General features: G+C 73.2%; 13 protein-coding genes. 7 read left to right on the top strand and 6 right to left on the bottom strand.

The annotated features are described in order from the left end of the window. Positions 1 to 443 precede the first annotated feature (443 nt). On the bottom strand, positions 444 to 1,199 hold the full coding sequence (locus tag ACZ51S_RS33630; RefSeq protein WP_468479874.1) for an SIS domain-containing protein: 756 nt from the start codon (positions 1,197 to 1,199) through the stop codon (positions 444 to 446). Positions 1,200 to 1,426: 227 nt separating this feature from the next. On the opposite strand from ACZ51S_RS33630, the gene ACZ51S_RS33625 reads away from it, so the two are divergent. Continuing rightward, positions 1,427 to 2,119: a metal-dependent transcriptional regulator gene (locus ACZ51S_RS33625; protein WP_388946010.1), complete on the top strand. Its 693-nt coding sequence runs from the start codon at positions 1,427 to 1,429 to the stop codon at positions 2,117 to 2,119. 302 nt (positions 2,120 to 2,421) lie between these two features. After that, positions 2,422 to 3,288: an alpha/beta fold hydrolase gene (locus tag ACZ51S_RS33620; RefSeq protein ID WP_468479873.1), complete on the top strand. Its 867-nt coding sequence runs from the start codon at positions 2,422 to 2,424 to the stop codon at positions 3,286 to 3,288. Positions 3,289 to 3,352: 64 nt separating this feature from the next. Here ACZ51S_RS33620 and ACZ51S_RS33615 read toward each other — a convergent pair whose 3' ends face one another. Further along, a complete protein-coding gene (locus ACZ51S_RS33615; protein WP_468889321.1) occupies positions 3,353 to 4,285 on the bottom strand; it encodes an NADP-dependent oxidoreductase in 933 nt (310 codons plus the stop codon). 114 nt (positions 4,286 to 4,399) lie between these two features. Between ACZ51S_RS33615 and ACZ51S_RS33610 the strand changes: the two genes are divergently transcribed. Beyond that, the gene (locus ACZ51S_RS33610; protein WP_468479871.1) at positions 4,400 to 5,413 is read left to right on the top strand and encodes a GlxA family transcriptional regulator; all 1,014 of its coding nucleotides are present in this window, start codon (positions 4,400 to 4,402) and stop codon (positions 5,411 to 5,413) included. Between the two features lie 120 nt (positions 5,414 to 5,533). Here the strand turns inward: ACZ51S_RS33610 and ACZ51S_RS33605 are convergent, their stop codons facing one another. The 3 genes from ACZ51S_RS33605 to ACZ51S_RS33595 all read right to left on the bottom strand — a co-directional run bounded on the left by ACZ51S_RS33605 (position 5,534) and on the right by ACZ51S_RS33595 (position 8,805). Next, positions 5,534 to 7,153 (bottom strand): transporter, encoded by a 1,620-nt coding sequence (locus tag ACZ51S_RS33605; protein WP_468479870.1) that lies wholly within the window; start codon positions 7,151 to 7,153, stop codon positions 5,534 to 5,536. After that, the gene (locus ACZ51S_RS33600) at positions 7,150 to 7,983 is read right to left on the bottom strand and encodes an ABC transporter ATP-binding protein (protein ID WP_468479869.1); all 834 of its coding nucleotides are present in this window, start codon (positions 7,981 to 7,983) and stop codon (positions 7,150 to 7,152) included. The genes ACZ51S_RS33605 and ACZ51S_RS33600 overlap by 4 nt, the downstream gene beginning before the upstream one ends. Positions 7,984 to 8,118: 135 nt before the next feature. Then, positions 8,119 to 8,805, bottom strand: coding sequence for a bifunctional DNA primase/polymerase (locus tag ACZ51S_RS33595; protein ID WP_468479868.1), 687 nt, complete (start codon positions 8,803 to 8,805; stop codon positions 8,119 to 8,121). Positions 8,806 to 9,019: 214 nt separating this feature from the next. Between ACZ51S_RS33595 and ACZ51S_RS33590 the strand changes: the two genes are divergently transcribed. Both ACZ51S_RS33590 and ACZ51S_RS33585 read left to right on the top strand, forming a co-directional pair. Then, positions 9,020 to 10,402 carry a transcriptional regulator gene (locus tag ACZ51S_RS33590; protein ID WP_388945991.1) on the top strand — a complete coding sequence of 461 codons (1,383 nt, stop codon included), beginning with the start codon at positions 9,020 to 9,022 and terminating at the stop codon, positions 10,400 to 10,402. Positions 10,403 to 10,482: 80 nt separating this feature from the next. Continuing rightward, the gene (locus ACZ51S_RS33585; RefSeq protein ID WP_468963039.1) at positions 10,483 to 12,129 is read left to right on the top strand and encodes a hypothetical protein; all 1,647 of its coding nucleotides are present in this window, start codon (positions 10,483 to 10,485) and stop codon (positions 12,127 to 12,129) included. 24 nt (positions 12,130 to 12,153) lie between these two features. Here ACZ51S_RS33585 and ACZ51S_RS33580 read toward each other — a convergent pair whose 3' ends face one another. Next, positions 12,154 to 13,560: an ABC transporter substrate-binding protein gene (locus ACZ51S_RS33580; RefSeq protein WP_468479866.1), complete on the bottom strand. Its 1,407-nt coding sequence runs from the start codon at positions 13,558 to 13,560 to the stop codon at positions 12,154 to 12,156. A gap of 196 nt (positions 13,561 to 13,756) precedes the next feature. On the opposite strand from ACZ51S_RS33580, the gene ACZ51S_RS33575 reads away from it, so the two are divergent. Then, entirely contained in the window at positions 13,757 to 14,203 is a 447-nt protein-coding gene (locus ACZ51S_RS33575; RefSeq protein WP_388946019.1) for an SCO4402 family protein, read from the top strand. Positions 14,204 to 14,217: 14 nt separating this feature from the next. Next, positions 14,218 to 15,099 carry a formyltetrahydrofolate deformylase gene (gene purU / locus ACZ51S_RS33570; protein WP_388945982.1) on the top strand — a complete coding sequence of 294 codons (882 nt, stop codon included), beginning with the start codon at positions 14,218 to 14,220 and terminating at the stop codon, positions 15,097 to 15,099. The last annotated feature ends 7 nt before the right edge of the window (positions 15,100 to 15,106 follow it).

Below are 15,106 nucleotides of genomic sequence, written 5' to 3'. Positions count from 1 at the left end.
CGGCGCCTGTTCCGGGTCTGAGTCGTACGGGGCACCGCGCGCCGAATTCATCTCGTTTTAGCCCCGGACGACACCCCACCCCGTCCCCGCCCCCTTACGTGGCAGCCCGTGTTTGCCCGCGCAGCCGTGCTGCTGGGCAGTTTCAGCCGCACCGGCGAACCCGGCCTGGCCGGAACTCCAGCTTGGCCAGCAATTTCAGCTTGGCCGGCAACTTCAGCCTCGCCGGCGTTTGAGGCGCGGGGGTCTGGGGGCTGGCCCCCAGGACACGGTCCGCAGACGCACGGGCTGCGTAGCCAACTCCAGCTCGGCCGGCAACTTCAGCCTCGCCGGCGTTTGAGGCGCGGGGGGCTGGGGGCGGAGCCCCCAGGAGGGGTCCGGGCGCAGCCCGGGGAACGGGCGAAGGGCGGGTAGGGGACTCCGGCCCCCCGCAGCAGCGCAGCCCCTCAGTGCCGGAAGAAGATCCGGTCCCCGTACTCCCGAATGACCCGCCCGTTCCACTCGTGCCCGCCGTCCACGTTCCCCGACCGCAGCAACGGCGGCTCCACCCCCCGCGCCACCAGCTCGCCCGCCGCCGCCGCCATCACGGCCTGCATGATCGCGCTGGTCACCACCGTCGACGCGGGAGCGAACGGCGCGTCGATGCCGTCCACCGACAGCTCCGCGTCCCCGACCGCGATCTTGCTGTCCAGCACGATGTCGCAGTGGTCCTTCAGGTAGGTGCCCGAGACGTGCCGCGACTTGGTCTCCGTCGCGTACGCCACCGACGTCACGCCGATGACCTTCAGGCCGATCGCGCGCGCGTTCATCGCCATCTCGACCGGCAGCGCGTTGCGTCCGGAGAGCGAGATGACGACCAGTACGTCCCCGGCGGAGGCCGGGCTGCTGTCCAGGACCGCGCCGGCGAGGCCGTCGACCCGCTCCAGCGCGCTGCCCAGCGTGGCGGGCATGACGTCGACGCCGACCGTGCCCGGGACGGCCAGGAAGTTCATCAGGGCGAGTCCGCCGGCCCGGTAGACCACGTCCTGCGCGGGCAGTGAGGAGTGCCCGGCGCCGAAGGCGAACAGCCGGTTCCCGGAGGCGACGGCCTGGGCGATCACGGCGCCGGCCTCGGTGATGCGTGAGCCCTCCTCGTCGCGTACCCGCTCCAGCAGGCCGATGGCCGCGTCGAAGAACTGCCCGGCCAGCTTGCTCTCGCTCATACGCCGTAGGCCCTTCCAGGGTGTGGGTGCTGTCCGCCGCTCACCGTGCGGTCTGGACCAAGGGCGTGTCAATACGGACGTCAATCCGGGGGCCGCCGTCCTCCGTGCTGCGCCGATGCGCTCCGGCTGATGTCCCGTACATGCCTTGACGCTCGGCGCGGGACGGTTGTCGGCCCGATGCGTCAGAATTGGGGGCAGGGCCAGCGCACGCAATCCGAGGGGCACGAATGTCCGGACTGATCGACACCACGGAGATGTACCTCCGCACCATCCTGGAGCTGGAAGAGGAAGGTGTGGTCCCCATGCGCGCCCGGATCGCCGAGCGGCTGGACCAGAGCGGCCCGACGGTGAGCCAGACCGTGGCGCGCATGGAGCGCGACGGTCTGGTCGCGGTGGCCAGTGACCGGCACCTGGAGCTGACCGACGAGGGCCGCAAGCTCGCGACGCGGGTGATGCGCAAGCACCGCCTCGCGGAGTGCCTGCTGGTCGACGTCATCGGCCTGGAGTGGGAGCAGGTGCACGCCGAGGCCTGCCGCTGGGAGCACGTGATGAGCGAGGCGGTGGAGCGGCGCGTACTGGAGCTGCTGCGCCACCCGACCGAGTCGCCGTACGGCAACCCGATCCCTGGGCTGGAGGAGCTGGGGGAGAAGGCCGAGGCGGATCCGTTCCTGGAGGACGGCATGCTCAGCCTGTCCGAGCTGGATCCGGGCACCGAGGGCAAGACGGTCGTCATCCGGCGGATCGGAGAGCCGATCCAGACCGACGCCCAGCTGATGTACACGCTGCGCCGGGCGGGCGTGCAGCCCGGCTCGGTGGTGAGCGTGACGGAGTCCCCGGGCGGGGTGCTGGTCGGCAGCGGCGGGGAGGCCGCGGAGCTGGACGCGGAGATCGCGTCGCACGTGTTCGTCGCCAAGCGCTGACGTCCCCAGGGGGTTGACGGCCGTCGGCGCCTCGGCGTCGGCGGCCGGACGCAAGGCGGTCCCGGCGCCTTTCGGCGCCGGGACCGGTCCTCCCCTTGCTGACCTGGAGCCCCGAGCTCTCAAGGTCATCCCCTTCGGACCGTCTTCCCCGAGCGGCCCGCCTCCCTGTTGAAAGGATCTCCATCGGCAGTGGCGGCCAATCCTTGAGCAAGGTCACTCGAAAGAGCGGTGTTGTCGGCGAGACGCCCGTTTTCGAATGCGGGTTCGATAGTCTGGCCGGGAGCGAAGGGGGTGCATCTCCGGTGGTACAGCGGATCGATGTCACGGGTGCCGACGGCGTACGCCTGGCCGCCTGGGAGTTCCGGGAGCCGCCTGCGGAGCCCCGGAAACCGGCGGTCCTGTTACTCCACGGCCTGATGGGCCGCGCCCTCCACTGGGCCGGCACCGCGCGCTGGCTGGGCGAGCACCGCCGCGTCATCGCCCTCGACCAGCGCGGGCACGGCCACAGCGGCCATCCCGCGACCGGACCCGAGCGGGCCGCGCGCCTGGGCCGCGAGGCCTTCGTCGCCGACGCCGAGGCCGTCATCGAGCAGCTGGACCTCGGGCCCGCCGTCGTCATCGGCCACTCCATGGGCGCCCTCACCGGCTGGCAGCTCGCCGCCCGGCGCCCCGAGCTGGTCCAGGCCCTCGTCATCTGCGACATGCGTGCCTCCGCGCTCGGCGAGGCCTCCCAGCAGGAGTGGCAGGAGTGGTTCCGCCGCTGGCCGCTGCCGTTCCCCACCCAGGACGCCGCCCGCCGCTGGTTCGGCGAGGACGACCCCCGGGTGGAGCGCCCCGACCCCGGCCGCGGTGCCTTCTTCGCCGAGGTGATGCACGAGGCGCCGGACGGCTGGCGCCCGCTCTTCTCCCGCAGCCAGATGCTGACCGTCCGCGAGACCTGGGTGCACGACGCGCACTGGGAGGAGCTGGCCCAGGTCCGCTGCCCCACCCTCGTCGTGCGCGGCCTGGACGGCGAGCTGGGCCGGGCGGAGGCCCAGGAGATGGTCCGCGTCCTCCCGGCCGGCCAGTACGCCGAGATCCCGGACGCCGGCCACTACGTCCACTACGACCGGCCGGCCGCCCTGCGCGCGGCGCTGGAGCCCTTCCTGGAGGCGGTGGCCGTCTCCTAGCGGAGCCCCTCTCCCCGCCGCGGCGGGGAGAGGGGCCGCAGGGCCGGTGCCGCCGGGTGCCCGGTCAGTCGGTGACGGAAAGGACGATCTTCCCCGTGGTCCGGCCGCTGTCGCTCAACTCGTGCGCCTTCCCGGCCAGTTCCAGCGGCAGCACCGTGTCGATCTCCGGCAGCAGCAGCCCGGCCTCCACCAGCGCGGCGATCTCCCGCATCCCCGCCTGGTCGGCCTCCACCGCCATGAAGGCGGCACGCAGCCCCAGCGGGCGGGCCTCCTCCGCGAGGCGGGCCTCGGCCGGGGAGGCGAGGGAGACCACGATGCCGCCCGGTCGCAGGGCGCGCAGCGAACGCGGCCCGTACTCCCCGCCGATGGCGTCGACCACGACGTCGACGGGCGGGACGGCCGCCTCGAAGGCGACGGCCGTGTAGTCGACCACCTCGTCCGCGCCCAGCCCGCGCAGGAACGCGTGCTTGGCCGCGCGCGCCGTACCGATGACGTACGCGCCCCGCGCCTTGGCGATCTGCACGGCGAGGTGCCCGACCCCGCCGGCCGCCGCGTGGACCAGCACCCGCTGCCCGGGGCGCACCCCGGCGGTGTCCACGAGGGCCTGCCAGGCGGTGAGCGCGGCCAGCGGCAGCGCGGCCGCCCGTACGTGGCTCAGCGCGGCGGGCTTGCGGACCAGGTGCCGGGCGGGGGAGGTGACGTACTCCGCGTACGTCCCCGCCGGGACGGGGTGGCGCGGCATCCCGAAGACCTCGTCGCCCGGGGCGAGGGTGGTGACGCCGAGCCCGACCGCCTCGACGGTCCCGGAGACGTCCCAGCCGAGCCGGACGACCTCGCCGGCGAGCCCGCCGGTGGCCCGGTGCCAGGAGTCCGTCGGGTTGACCCCGGCCGCGTGGACCCGTACGAGCACCTCGGCCGGCCCCGGCTCCGGCCGCTCCACCTCGACGACCTTCAGCACCTCGGGCCCGCCGAACCCGTCCTGAGCCACCGCACGCATGACGCCACCCCCGCTCTCGGCGGGGCCCCAGCGGCCCCGTCCCGAGAGCAAGACTTCCGGACGGCCCCCACCGGAACGAGTGGCAAGACTGCCACCATCTGAAAAGATCTTGCCATGGCTTCTGTGCTGCACCGTGTCGTGGTCCTGGCCCTGGAGGGCGTCTACCCCTTCGAACTGAGCATCCCCGTGCGCATCTTCGGCACCGCCGAAGGCCCGGACGGAGAGCCGCTGTACGAGGTCACCACCTGCGGCCTGACCGGTGGCCCGGTCACGACGAGCGCGGACTTCACCATCACGGTGCCCCACGGCAGCGAGGCCCTGCGCACGGCCGACACCCTGGTCATCCCGCCCTTCACCTGCGGCCCGGACGCCTCCCGCGCGTGGCTGCCCGCCGAGCTCGCCGAGGCCCTCGCCCTCCTCCCGCCGCACGCCCGCATCGTCTCGATCTGCACGGCCTCGTACGTACTCGCCGCCGCGGGCCTGCTCGACGGCCGGCGCGCCACCACGCACTGGAACGAGGCGAGCCGCTTCCAGCGGGCCTTCCCGCGGATCGAGGTCGACGAGAACGTCCTCTTCGTCGACGACGGCCGCGTCCTGACGGCCGCCGGCGTCGCCGCGGGGGTGGACCTGTGCCTGCACCTGCTCCGCCGCGACCACGGCAGCGAGATCGCCAACCGGGTGGCGCGCCTGTGCGTGGTCCCGCCGTGGCGGGAGGGCGGCCAGGCCCAGTACATCGAGCGCCCCATGCCGGAGCCGGAAGCCGCCACGACGGCCGCGACCCGAAGCTGGGCCCTGCGCCACCTGGACGAGCCGCTGTCCCTCGCGCAGCTGGCGGCCCACGCCGGAATGAGCGTCCGCACCTTCTGCCGCCGCTTCGCCGAGGAAGTCGGCGCACCCCCGGGCCAGTGGCTGGCCCGACGCCGCGTCGACCACGCCCGCCGCCTCCTGGAAACCACCGCCCTCCCGGTGGACCAGGTCGCCGCCGAAGCGGGCTTCGGCACGGCGGCCTCCCTCCGCCAACACCTCGCAGCCACCCTGGGCACCTCCCCGACGGCCTACCGCCGGGCGTTCAGAGCCGTACCGCAGGGCCACCACACGGGCGCCCCCACCTCACCGGAGCCGACCTGAACGGCCTTCCTGCGCCCTGGCCGTGCCGCCCGGAGCCGACACAGCGGGGCGGCAGGGGGCGGAAACGGCGGCAGGGGCCGGCGGATCGTGACCGCCGGCCCCTGCCGGGTGCGAGGGCGGTCAGCCCTTGCTGACCGCCGTCAGGATCTCCGGGAGCTTGCGGGCCACCGCCGGGGCCGCCACGCGCAGGCCCGTCCAGGTGGCCGCGCAGCCCCAGGCGATGCCGATGGGGAGGGCGAGCAGGCCCAGGGTGCCCGGGTCGTCCGCCAGGCTGACGTACACCGTCAGGCCGATCACCGGCGCGCAGATCACCGCCGAGGCGAGCATGCCGCAGACGATGCCCAGCCAGGCGAGGCCGGCCTGGCCCGGGGCGACGTTCTTGAACGCCCCCTCCGAGGGGATGGAGTACGCGAAGTGAGCCGAGACCAGCGCGCCCGTGCACAGCATCGAGCCGAGCAGGGCCAGCGCCAGGCCCAGGGCCGACGGGAAGCCGGCCCAGTCGCCCACCAGGGCGGCGGTGACGACCGTGACGAGGACCGTGTACGGGACGGTGACCAGGGCCAGCGCGGCGGCGCGGGCGCGCAGTTCGCCGTACGCGTCGCGCGCGGTGGAGATGGTCTGGGCGACCATCCAGAAGGCGGAGGTGTCCTGCCCGAACTGGTTGTACATCTGTACGCCGAGCATCCCCGCGCCGAAGCAGGCCAGGTAGACCGAGCCGGTGCCCTGGAGGGCGTTGAAGACGGGGACGATCAGGCCGATCGCCAGCGACGACACCCAGGCGGACTTCGTCTTCGGGTCGCGGACGGCGTAGCGCAGGGTGCGCTGGATGACCGCGCCGGTGCGTCCGCCCGGCAGGAGCGACCAGAAGCCGCCGGCGCCGCCGCGGTCCTTCTCGGGCTTCGCGGCCGCGAGGGTGGAGCCGTCCGGGCTGACCATCAGGCTGGTCAGGCTGCGCTCCCAGAACCACAGGAGGCCCGCGAGGGCGCCGAGGGTCAGGGCCAGCTGGGCCGCGGCGGTGCCGTACGCGCCCTCGCTCACGGAGTCCACCATGCCGACGGCCGTCGCCGGCGGCAGCCAGCGCACGATCGCCTCGACCGGCTCCAGCGCGGCCAGACCGCCCTCCTGGAACAGGCGCTGGCTGGCGAAGTTGACGACCTGGGCGCCTATCGCGATCAGCAGGCCGCTGAGCACCGCGAGGTCGCGTCCCTTGCGGCTGGACAGCAGCCGTACGTTCGCCGTGGCCACGGCACGGGCCAGCGCCACGCAGGCGAGCAGCAGCAGAGGGGCGCCGACCACGGCCGCCGCGATGCCCGCCGGGCCGTGGGCGACCGCCGCCACCGAGCCGGCGGCGATGCAGAGCGTGAACAGCGGGCCGGTGCCGACCAGGGAGGAGGCCAGCAGGGCCCGTACGAGGGGACGCGGCCTCAGCGGCAGCATCACGAGCCGGCTCGGGTCGAGCGTCTCGTCGCCGGTCGGGAAGAAGAGCGGCATCACGGTCCAGCCGAGCGCGAGGATCGCGGCCAGCAGGACGACCACGGTCCCGGCGTGGAGGTGGCCGTGCAGCATCGCCAGGCCCAGGGTGACGAAGAGGGAGAAGACCAGCGAGATCACCAGGCTGATGATCCAGACGGCCTTGCGCTTCGACGACCCCTTGAGGCCGTTGCGCATCAGGGAGAGCTTCAGGCGGACGAAGAGGGAGGTGACGGAGGCCGCGGAGGCGGCGGCGGTGGCGCTGCTCATCGCGCGCCGCCGAGCCAGTCGAGGGAGTCGCCGGCGGCGTGGTCACGGGCGCCGACGAGTTCGAGGAAGGCGGCCTGCAGGGAGGGCGCGGAGCCCCGTACGTCGGCCAGCGGGCCGGCGGCGCGGATCTGTCCGCCCGCCATGACGGCCACCCAGTCGCAGAGCGATTCGACGAGCTCCATCACGTGGGAGGAGAACACGACGGTCGCACCGGACGCGGTGTAACGTTCCAGCACCCCGCGGATGGTCTGCGCGGACACCGGGTCCACGCCCTCGAACGGCTCGTCCAGGAAGAGGACTTCGGGGTTGTGCAGGAGCGCCGCCGCGAGACCGATCTTCTTGCGCATGCCCGTCGAGTAGTCGACGACCAGCTTGTGCTGGGAGCCCGCGAGGTCCAGTACGTCGAGCAGCTGCGTCGCGCGCTTGTCGGTCTCCTCGCCCGGCAGGCCGCGCAGGCGGCCCATGTAGCCGAGGAGTTCGCGCCCGGAGAGGCGCTCGAACATCCGCAGCCCCTCGGGCAGGACGCCGATGCGGGACTTCACCTCGACGGGGTCGGCCCACACGTCGTGTCCGGCGACGACCACCCGGCCCATGTCCGGGCGCAGCAGCCCGGTCACCATGGACAACGTGGTCGTCTTCCCGGCGCCGTTCGGGCCGACGAGCCCGATGAAGCGGCCGGCCGGCAGCTCCAAGTCGATCCCCGCGACGGCCACCTGCTCGCCGAAGCGCTTCCACAGTCCCTCTACCCGCACGGCGGCCACGGGCTGCGCGGATCGCGCGCCCCCACCCGTCCCGCCCGTACCGCCCGTCGCATAACCCTGGTCCGGCATGCGCCTGCCTCTCGTTCTGTTCCCCGTGGTCGTACTGTCCTCACCATAGGAGGAAGGGAAGAGGCCTCAGCAGTTACGAATGTCATGAACTTGCGGACACGTATGTCAGGCGCCGGCCGCGGGCAAAGGAGGAGGTCAGGGCTTGCGCCGCCCGCGGGCCGCGGCCGCCTCGCTGCCGCAGGCGTACGCGATCGCGTCGATCAGCTCCTCGGTGTCAGGCAGCCACCGGTTCGCCGGAGTGGGCTTACGGGCCCACTGCACCGGCCCCTTGCCGCCGAAGCGGGTCGGCGGCGCGGCCACGTACTGCCCCTCGCCCCGCGTGACCAGGTCGATGGCGTGCGGCAGCCAGCCCAGCTTGCGCACCAGGTCCGGCACCTTCGCCCCGGCGCCCGGCAGGACGAAGAACAGCATCCGGTGGTCGGGGGTCAGAGCGACCGGGCCGAGCGTCCGCTCGGTGCGCTCCAGCCGCGCCAGCGCGAGGAATCCGGCGGAGTCCGGTACGTCGATCGCGTCGAAGGTGCGGCCCGTCGGCATCAGGATCGAGGCGCCGGGGTGCTTGGCCCAGATCCGCCGCACGCCCACCGCGCTGCCCGATGCCAGCGACGCCCAGTCCTTGACCGCCGGGTGCGCGCCGGGCGCCGGGCAGTCGGCCGCCCCGCAGGAGCACACCTCCCGGCCGTCGCCGGGCTCCAGCCACGTGCCGGCGAAGACGTCCCAGTGCCGTTCCTCCACGTACCGCACGGCATGGTCGAGCAGTTGATCCCCGCGCTGCTGGGGAATGGGCGCGGTCTCCGTGACTGTGATGGTCTCTTCCACGCCCATCACAACTCCCTCGGTCACGCCGGGTTACGGCCGTAAACCAGCCGGTGGGCGCTGCATCGATCCTGCATACGGGGCGCACGGGTGCATGGGCGGGGGCGCGTGGGAGGGCGGGGCGCGGTCGTTGGGTAACGACACGTCGCAGAGCGGAAGATTCTCCGCACTTCAGGCGGGAAGTGATCATTCCATCGATCACCCGCGGCCTCAGGGGGTTTTCATGGCAGCCAGGCCTCTCGTAGCGCGCCAGCCGAACGAACGGCTGCAAGCGCTCATCCAGGAAGCCGGGTGCTCCAACGCCGGGCTCGCACGGCGCGTCAACATGTGCGGGGCCGAGCACGGCCTCGATCTCCGCTACGACAAGACCTCGGTCGCCCGCTGGCTGCGCGGCCAGCAGCCGCGAGGCCGGGCACCCGGCATCATCGCGGAGGCCCTCGGCCGCAAGCTGGGCCGGACCGTCACCATCGACGAGATCGGCATGGCCAACGGGAAGAACCTCGCCTCCGGCGTGGGCCTGCACTTCTCCCCGACGGTCATCGGCGCCATCGAGCAGGTCTGCGAGCTGTGGCGCAGCGACGTGGGGCGCCGCGACTTCCTGTCCGGGTCCAGCGTGGCGGCCTCCGCCCTGGTCGAGCCGAGCCGGGACTGGCTGATCACCGGCGCCGACCCGCAGGTGGCGCGCAGCGGAGGGGCGCGGGTGGGGATGCCGGACGTGGAGGCGGTACGGGCGACCACCGAGGCCCTGACCGACCTCGACCACCGCTTCGGCAGCGGGCACGTGCGGCCCGTGGTGGTGCACTACCTCAACTCCGTGGTGTCGGGGCTGATCGCGGGCTCCTACCGGGAGCCGGTCGGGCGGGCCCTGTTCGCGGCGGTGGCCCGGCTCACAGAGCTGGCCGGCTACATGGCGGTGGACACCGGCCAGCCGGGCCTGGCCCAGCGCTACTACATCCAGGCCCTGCGGATGGCGCAGGCCGCGGGCGACCGCGCGTACGGGGGCTACGTACTGGCCGCGTCCATGAGCCACCTCGCCGCCGAGCTGGGCAATCCGCGGGAGATCGCGCAGCTGGCGCGGGCCGCGCAGGAGGGCACGCGCGGGCAGGTCACGCCACGGGTCGAGGCGATGTTCTACGCCGCCGAGGCGCGCGGGCACGCGCTGCTCGGCGACGCCAGGGCCACGGCGGTGCTGTCGGGGCGGGCGGTGACGGCGCTGGAGCGGGCCGAGCCGGAGTCCGGCGACGACCCGGTGTGGATCCGCCACTTCGACCAGGCCTACCTGGCGGACGAGCTCGCGCACTGCCACCGGGACCTCGGGCAGGCCGACGCGGCGGGCAGGCGCGCCGAGGAGGCGCTGCGGCACCTGCCCGCGACGAAGGCCCGCCGCCGGGCCATCGGGCTGTTGCTGCTGGCGGCCTCGCAGGTGCAGCAGCGGGAGGTGGAGCAGGCCTGCCAGACGGCGACGGCGGCGGCCGAACTGCTGGGGTCGCTGCGTTCGCGGCGGGGTGCGGAGTACCTGGACGACTTCCGGGCGCGGCTGGAACCGTACCGGGAGGAACCGGCCGTGCGGGAGTTCGGGGCGCGGCTGGAGGTTCAGGCGGCCTGACGTGCGCGTGGCGTGACCGGGTAGCGTGACCCGACGGTTCCGTGGGTTCGGACGAGTCGGAGAAGGCAGAAGGAGTCCCGGTGACGGAGAACGGACAAGGGGGCGTCCCCCAGCCCGGGACGCCGCATCAGGCACAGCCGGAGCCGGCTCCCGGCTACCCGCAGCAGCCGGGGCCGCAGGCCGGGGAGGCGTGGGGAGCACCCCCGGCGCCGCCGGCATCTCCGGCGTCCCCGGCACCCCCGGCGTACGGGTACCCGGCGGCGCCGGATCCCCAGGCACCGCAGCAGTACGCGGGGCCGTACGAGCCCGCGTACGAGCCGCCGTACGAGTCCCCGTCGCAGCCCGGGCAGCCCGCGTACGGGTACCCGCCGCCGGCGGGCCACGTCGTGGGCCCGGGCTTCGAGGGGCCGGGGGACCCGCACGGCTACGGCTACCCGCCGCTGCCGGACGCGGCGACGCAGTACATCCCGCCGGTCCGGGCGGTGGAGCAGGAGCAGGCGACGCAGTACATTCCGCCGGTTCCGGCGGATCCGCACGAGCAGGCCACGCAGTACATCCCGCCGGTCCCGGCGCACGAGCAGGCGACCCAGTACATGGCTCCCGTCCCGGCGGTGGAGCAGGAGCAGGCGACGCAGTACATACCGCCGGTTCCGGCCGATCCGCACGAGCAGGCCACGCAGTACATCCCGCCGGTCCCGGCGCACGAGCAGGCGACCCAGTACATGGCTCCCGTCCCGGCGGCGGAGCAGGAGCAGGCGACCCAGTACATACCGCCGGTTCCGGCCGATCCGCAGGAGCAGGCCACGCAGTACATGCCGCCCGTCCCCGGTGGCGGCGCGCCGTCGGCGAACGCCGCCGAGGGTTTCGACGCGCTGTTCCGGGCCGACGGCGACGCCGATGCCACCGGGCGCGGCCGGCAGCGGCCGCCCGTCCCCGACCCGGGGCCGCGCCGGACCCCGCCGCCCGCCCCGGCGCAGCACGGCGGGCCGCACCGGGCCCAGCAGCCCCAGCCGCCCCTGCCGCCGCAGCAGTTCCAACAGCCGCAGCAGGCCCAGCAGTACGCGCCTCCGCCCCCGCCCCCGGCGCCCGCGCGCCGGATCCCGCCCGCCGTCATCGCGGCCGCCGTCTTCGGGCTGATCGTGGCCGGGCTCGGGGTGGGCGCGATGCTCGGCGACGGCAAGGCCCAGAACACCGACCCGGGAGCGGTGGCCCCCGCCGCCAGCGGTTCCGCCGGCTCGGGGGCGGCGCCCGGCGAGGCGGCGGTGGACCCGGCCCGCCCGCAGGCCGTCCAGCTCGACAAGCTGCTCGCGGACGCCGGCGACAGCCGGGCCTCGGTGATCAAGGCCGTGGACGACATCAAGGACTGCAAGAACCTGGGCCAGGCGGCCCAGGACCTGCGTGCCGCGGCGCGCCAGCGCGAGGAGCTGGTCACCCGGCTCCAAGAGCTGAAGGTGGACCTGCTCCCGAACCACGCCCGTCTGTCGGCCGCGCTCACGAAGGCCTGGAAGGCTTCGGCGGAGGCCGACACCAGCTACGCGGCCTGGGCGGACGACGCCGGCCGTGACAAGGGCGGCTGCAAGGACGGCAAGGCCAAGACCACGGACGACGCGGCCGACGGCAACAAGGCGAGCGGTGAGGCCACCAAGGCCAAGGAGTCGGCGGCGGCCATGTGGAACACGATCGCCGCCAAGTACGGCCTGACGAAGCGGGACAAGTCCCAGCTCTGACGGGCGCCGGCCCCGCCCGCGCGGTCAGGCGGAGCGGGGGGCCTGCTCCAGGGTCGGGGTCATGTCGAGGTTCTGCTCGCCGGGCTGGGCGACGAGGCGGCCCGCCTGGACGGTCTGGAAGCTGACCCGCCCGTTGACCAGGCGCGGGAACCCGGCGACGGCGCGCATGTCCTGGTAGCGCCAGCTCAGGTCGGGGGTGAGGTTGCCGGTGTGGACGCCCGGGGACTGGTTGAGGGCCCGGGCCAGTTTGCGGGCGGTGATCTCCTCGTCGCTCTTGAACCGCTGGACGATCCGGTCGAGGACGCCGTACGCGATCCAGGTGGTCTGGGCCCCGCTGTCGTCGGGGTCGACGGTGTGGTCGCCGAAGGCCTGCTCGCTGATCACCTTGCGCATCGGCGCCCACAGCGGGTCGGTCGACACGGGGTACCAGCTGGTGACGTAGGCGCCCTCGAAGGGGCTGTCCTTGCCGCCGGTGCGGTCCACCAGGGCCTGGCTGATGCTGCCGAGGACGGAGGAGATCTGCGTCTTGCGCTGGGTGTCGACGCGGCGGAAGGCGTCGAAGAAGATCTCGGTGCGTTCGCCGAGGACCGCCGTCACGCAGCTCTTGTCCTTGGCCGGGTCGGCGGCCGGGGTCTTCGGCGCCCCGGGGGCCTTCGGGCTCCGGGCGGTGGAAGGCGTGGCGGACACCGGGCCGGGGGGCGTCGGGGCCGCGGGGGTGTTCACCGGCGTGCCGGCCGGGGCGGCCGGCGCCGTCGAGGTGCCGCCGAGCGCCTCGCGGGCCTGCGGTTTGAAGTCGGCGGAGTCCTCGGCGGCCCGGATGTCGGAGGCCTCCGGCATGCTGTTGGCCTTGAGCCCCGCGTTCAGCAGGACGGGCATCGTGTCGCCCGCGAGGGTGTCCGGGCGGACGAGGGAGACCTGGGAGCAGGCCTTGCCGAGCTGGTGGCCGGCGCCGGCGAGCAGCGCGGGCTGCCCGCCGTTGACGGGGAAGGACAGGGTGCTCTGGAACTCCTCGGCGGAGACCCCGTAGCCGCCGATGAACGGGATGCCCTCGGCCTCCAGCGGGGCCATGAAGGCGCGCCCGTGCTGGCTGTACGAGCCGACGACCGCGACGGCCTTCTCGGCGATGGCCTTGCGGGCGCAGTCGGCGGCGCCGGTGGCGGTGTTCTTCTCGTTGCAGGTGATCACGCGCAGTTTGCGGCCCTTCATGCCGCCGTTGGCGTTCACCCAGCGCTCGTAGGTCTTGGCCATGCCCGGCATACCCGGCATATTGGTCGCTTTGGTGCCCATGGGTGCGAAGGTCATGACCGTGAGGGAGTCCCCGGAGCCCCCCGGACCACCGGGGACCACCCCGCACGCCGTCGTGAGACACGCGCCCGTCGCCGTGGCAACGAGCAGGCGAGTCAGGGCAGTTGCGCGTCGGTGAGGCGTCATGTCCACCGACCCTTCCGCCCCGGGGGTAACTCGGCGATGAGATGGACACAACAGCGGGTGACGCCCGGGTGAATTGCGGGGGGCCGGTCACCCACGGCTGCTTCAAGATCGCAGGTGAGGGGAACGTACGATCGAAAGCGTGACATTCGCCCAAGGTTCGAAGAACTCTTCCCGCCGCGGCGGCCGCTCCTCCACCATGGGCGGCATGCCCCTCAACGACATGCCGTGGTGGCGCTGGCGCAGCAACGTGCGCTCGGCGCTGCACATGCTTTCCGACCCGGTGTTCCAGGAGGAGGTCTGGCTGGCGGGCGCAGAAGGGTACGGGGACGTCACCGACGCCGTGTACCGGCTCGTCGAGGACACGTGGCTCGACAGCTGGTCCGCGGACAAGTACGTCGGCACGATCTTCCGCGACGCGCAGGAGGCGGCCCTGGTCGACCTCGCCGTCCTGCGGGTGCTGCGGATCCTGCACCAGGTCGGCCCCGACGCGCCCGTGTCCGCGTACCTCGGCCACCAGGACTGGCCCGAGGCGGTACGGGCGTCGCGCGAGGCGCACGTACGGATGTCGACGGCGGACGGGGAGGACCCGGACGACCGGCCGAGCTCCGTCGACGTGCTGAAAACGCTGACCCGCGTGGTGTGAAAGGCTGTGCCGTCATGAGCGAACACCCACAGCCCCGGGCCGAGGCCCAGGCCCAGTACGTCCTGACCGTCTCCTGCCCCGACAAGCAGGGCATCGTGCACGCCGTGTCGAGCTACCTCTTCATGACCGGCTGCAACATCGTGGACAGCCAGCAGTTCGGAGACCGGGAGACCGGGCTCTTCTTCATGCGGGTGCACTTCGAGGCCGAGCCCGCCGTGACGGTGGAGAAGCTGCGCGCGAGCTTCGCCGCGATCGGCGACTCCTTCCGGATGGACTGGCAGATCCACCGCTCCGACGAGCGGATGCGGATCGTGCTGATGGTGTCGAAGTTCGGGCACTGCCTGAACGACCTGCTGTTCCGCTCCCGGATCGGCGCGCTGCCGGTGGAGATCGCGGCCGTGGTCTCGAACCACACCGACTTCGCCGAGCTGGTCGGCTCGTACGACATCCCCTTCGTGCACATCCCGGTGACCAAGGAGACGAAGGCGGACGCGGAGGCGCGGCTGCTGGAGCTGGTGCGCGAGCAGAACGTCGAGCTGGTGGTGCTCGCCCGGTACATGCAGGTGCTGTCGGACACCCTGTGCAAGGAGCTGAGCGGGCGGATCATCAACATCCACCACTCCTTCCTGCCGAGCTTCAAGGGCGCGAAGCCCTACCACCAGGCGCACGCGCGCGGTGTGAAGCTGATCGGCGCCACCGCCCACTACGTGACCGCCGACCTCGACGAGGGCCCGATCATCGAGCAGGAGGTCGAGCGGGTCGGCCACGAGGTCACCCCCGACCAGCTCGTCGCCATCGGGCGGGACGTGGAGTGCCAGGCGCTGGCACGGGCCGTGAAGTGGCACAGCGAGCACCGGGTGCTGCTCAACGGCTCGCGGACGGTCGTCTTCGCCTAGGCCCGGC

This window comes from Streptomyces sp. NPDC034043 (genome assembly GCF_055575675.1).
This window is presented reverse-complemented; position numbering and strand designations above follow the sequence as displayed.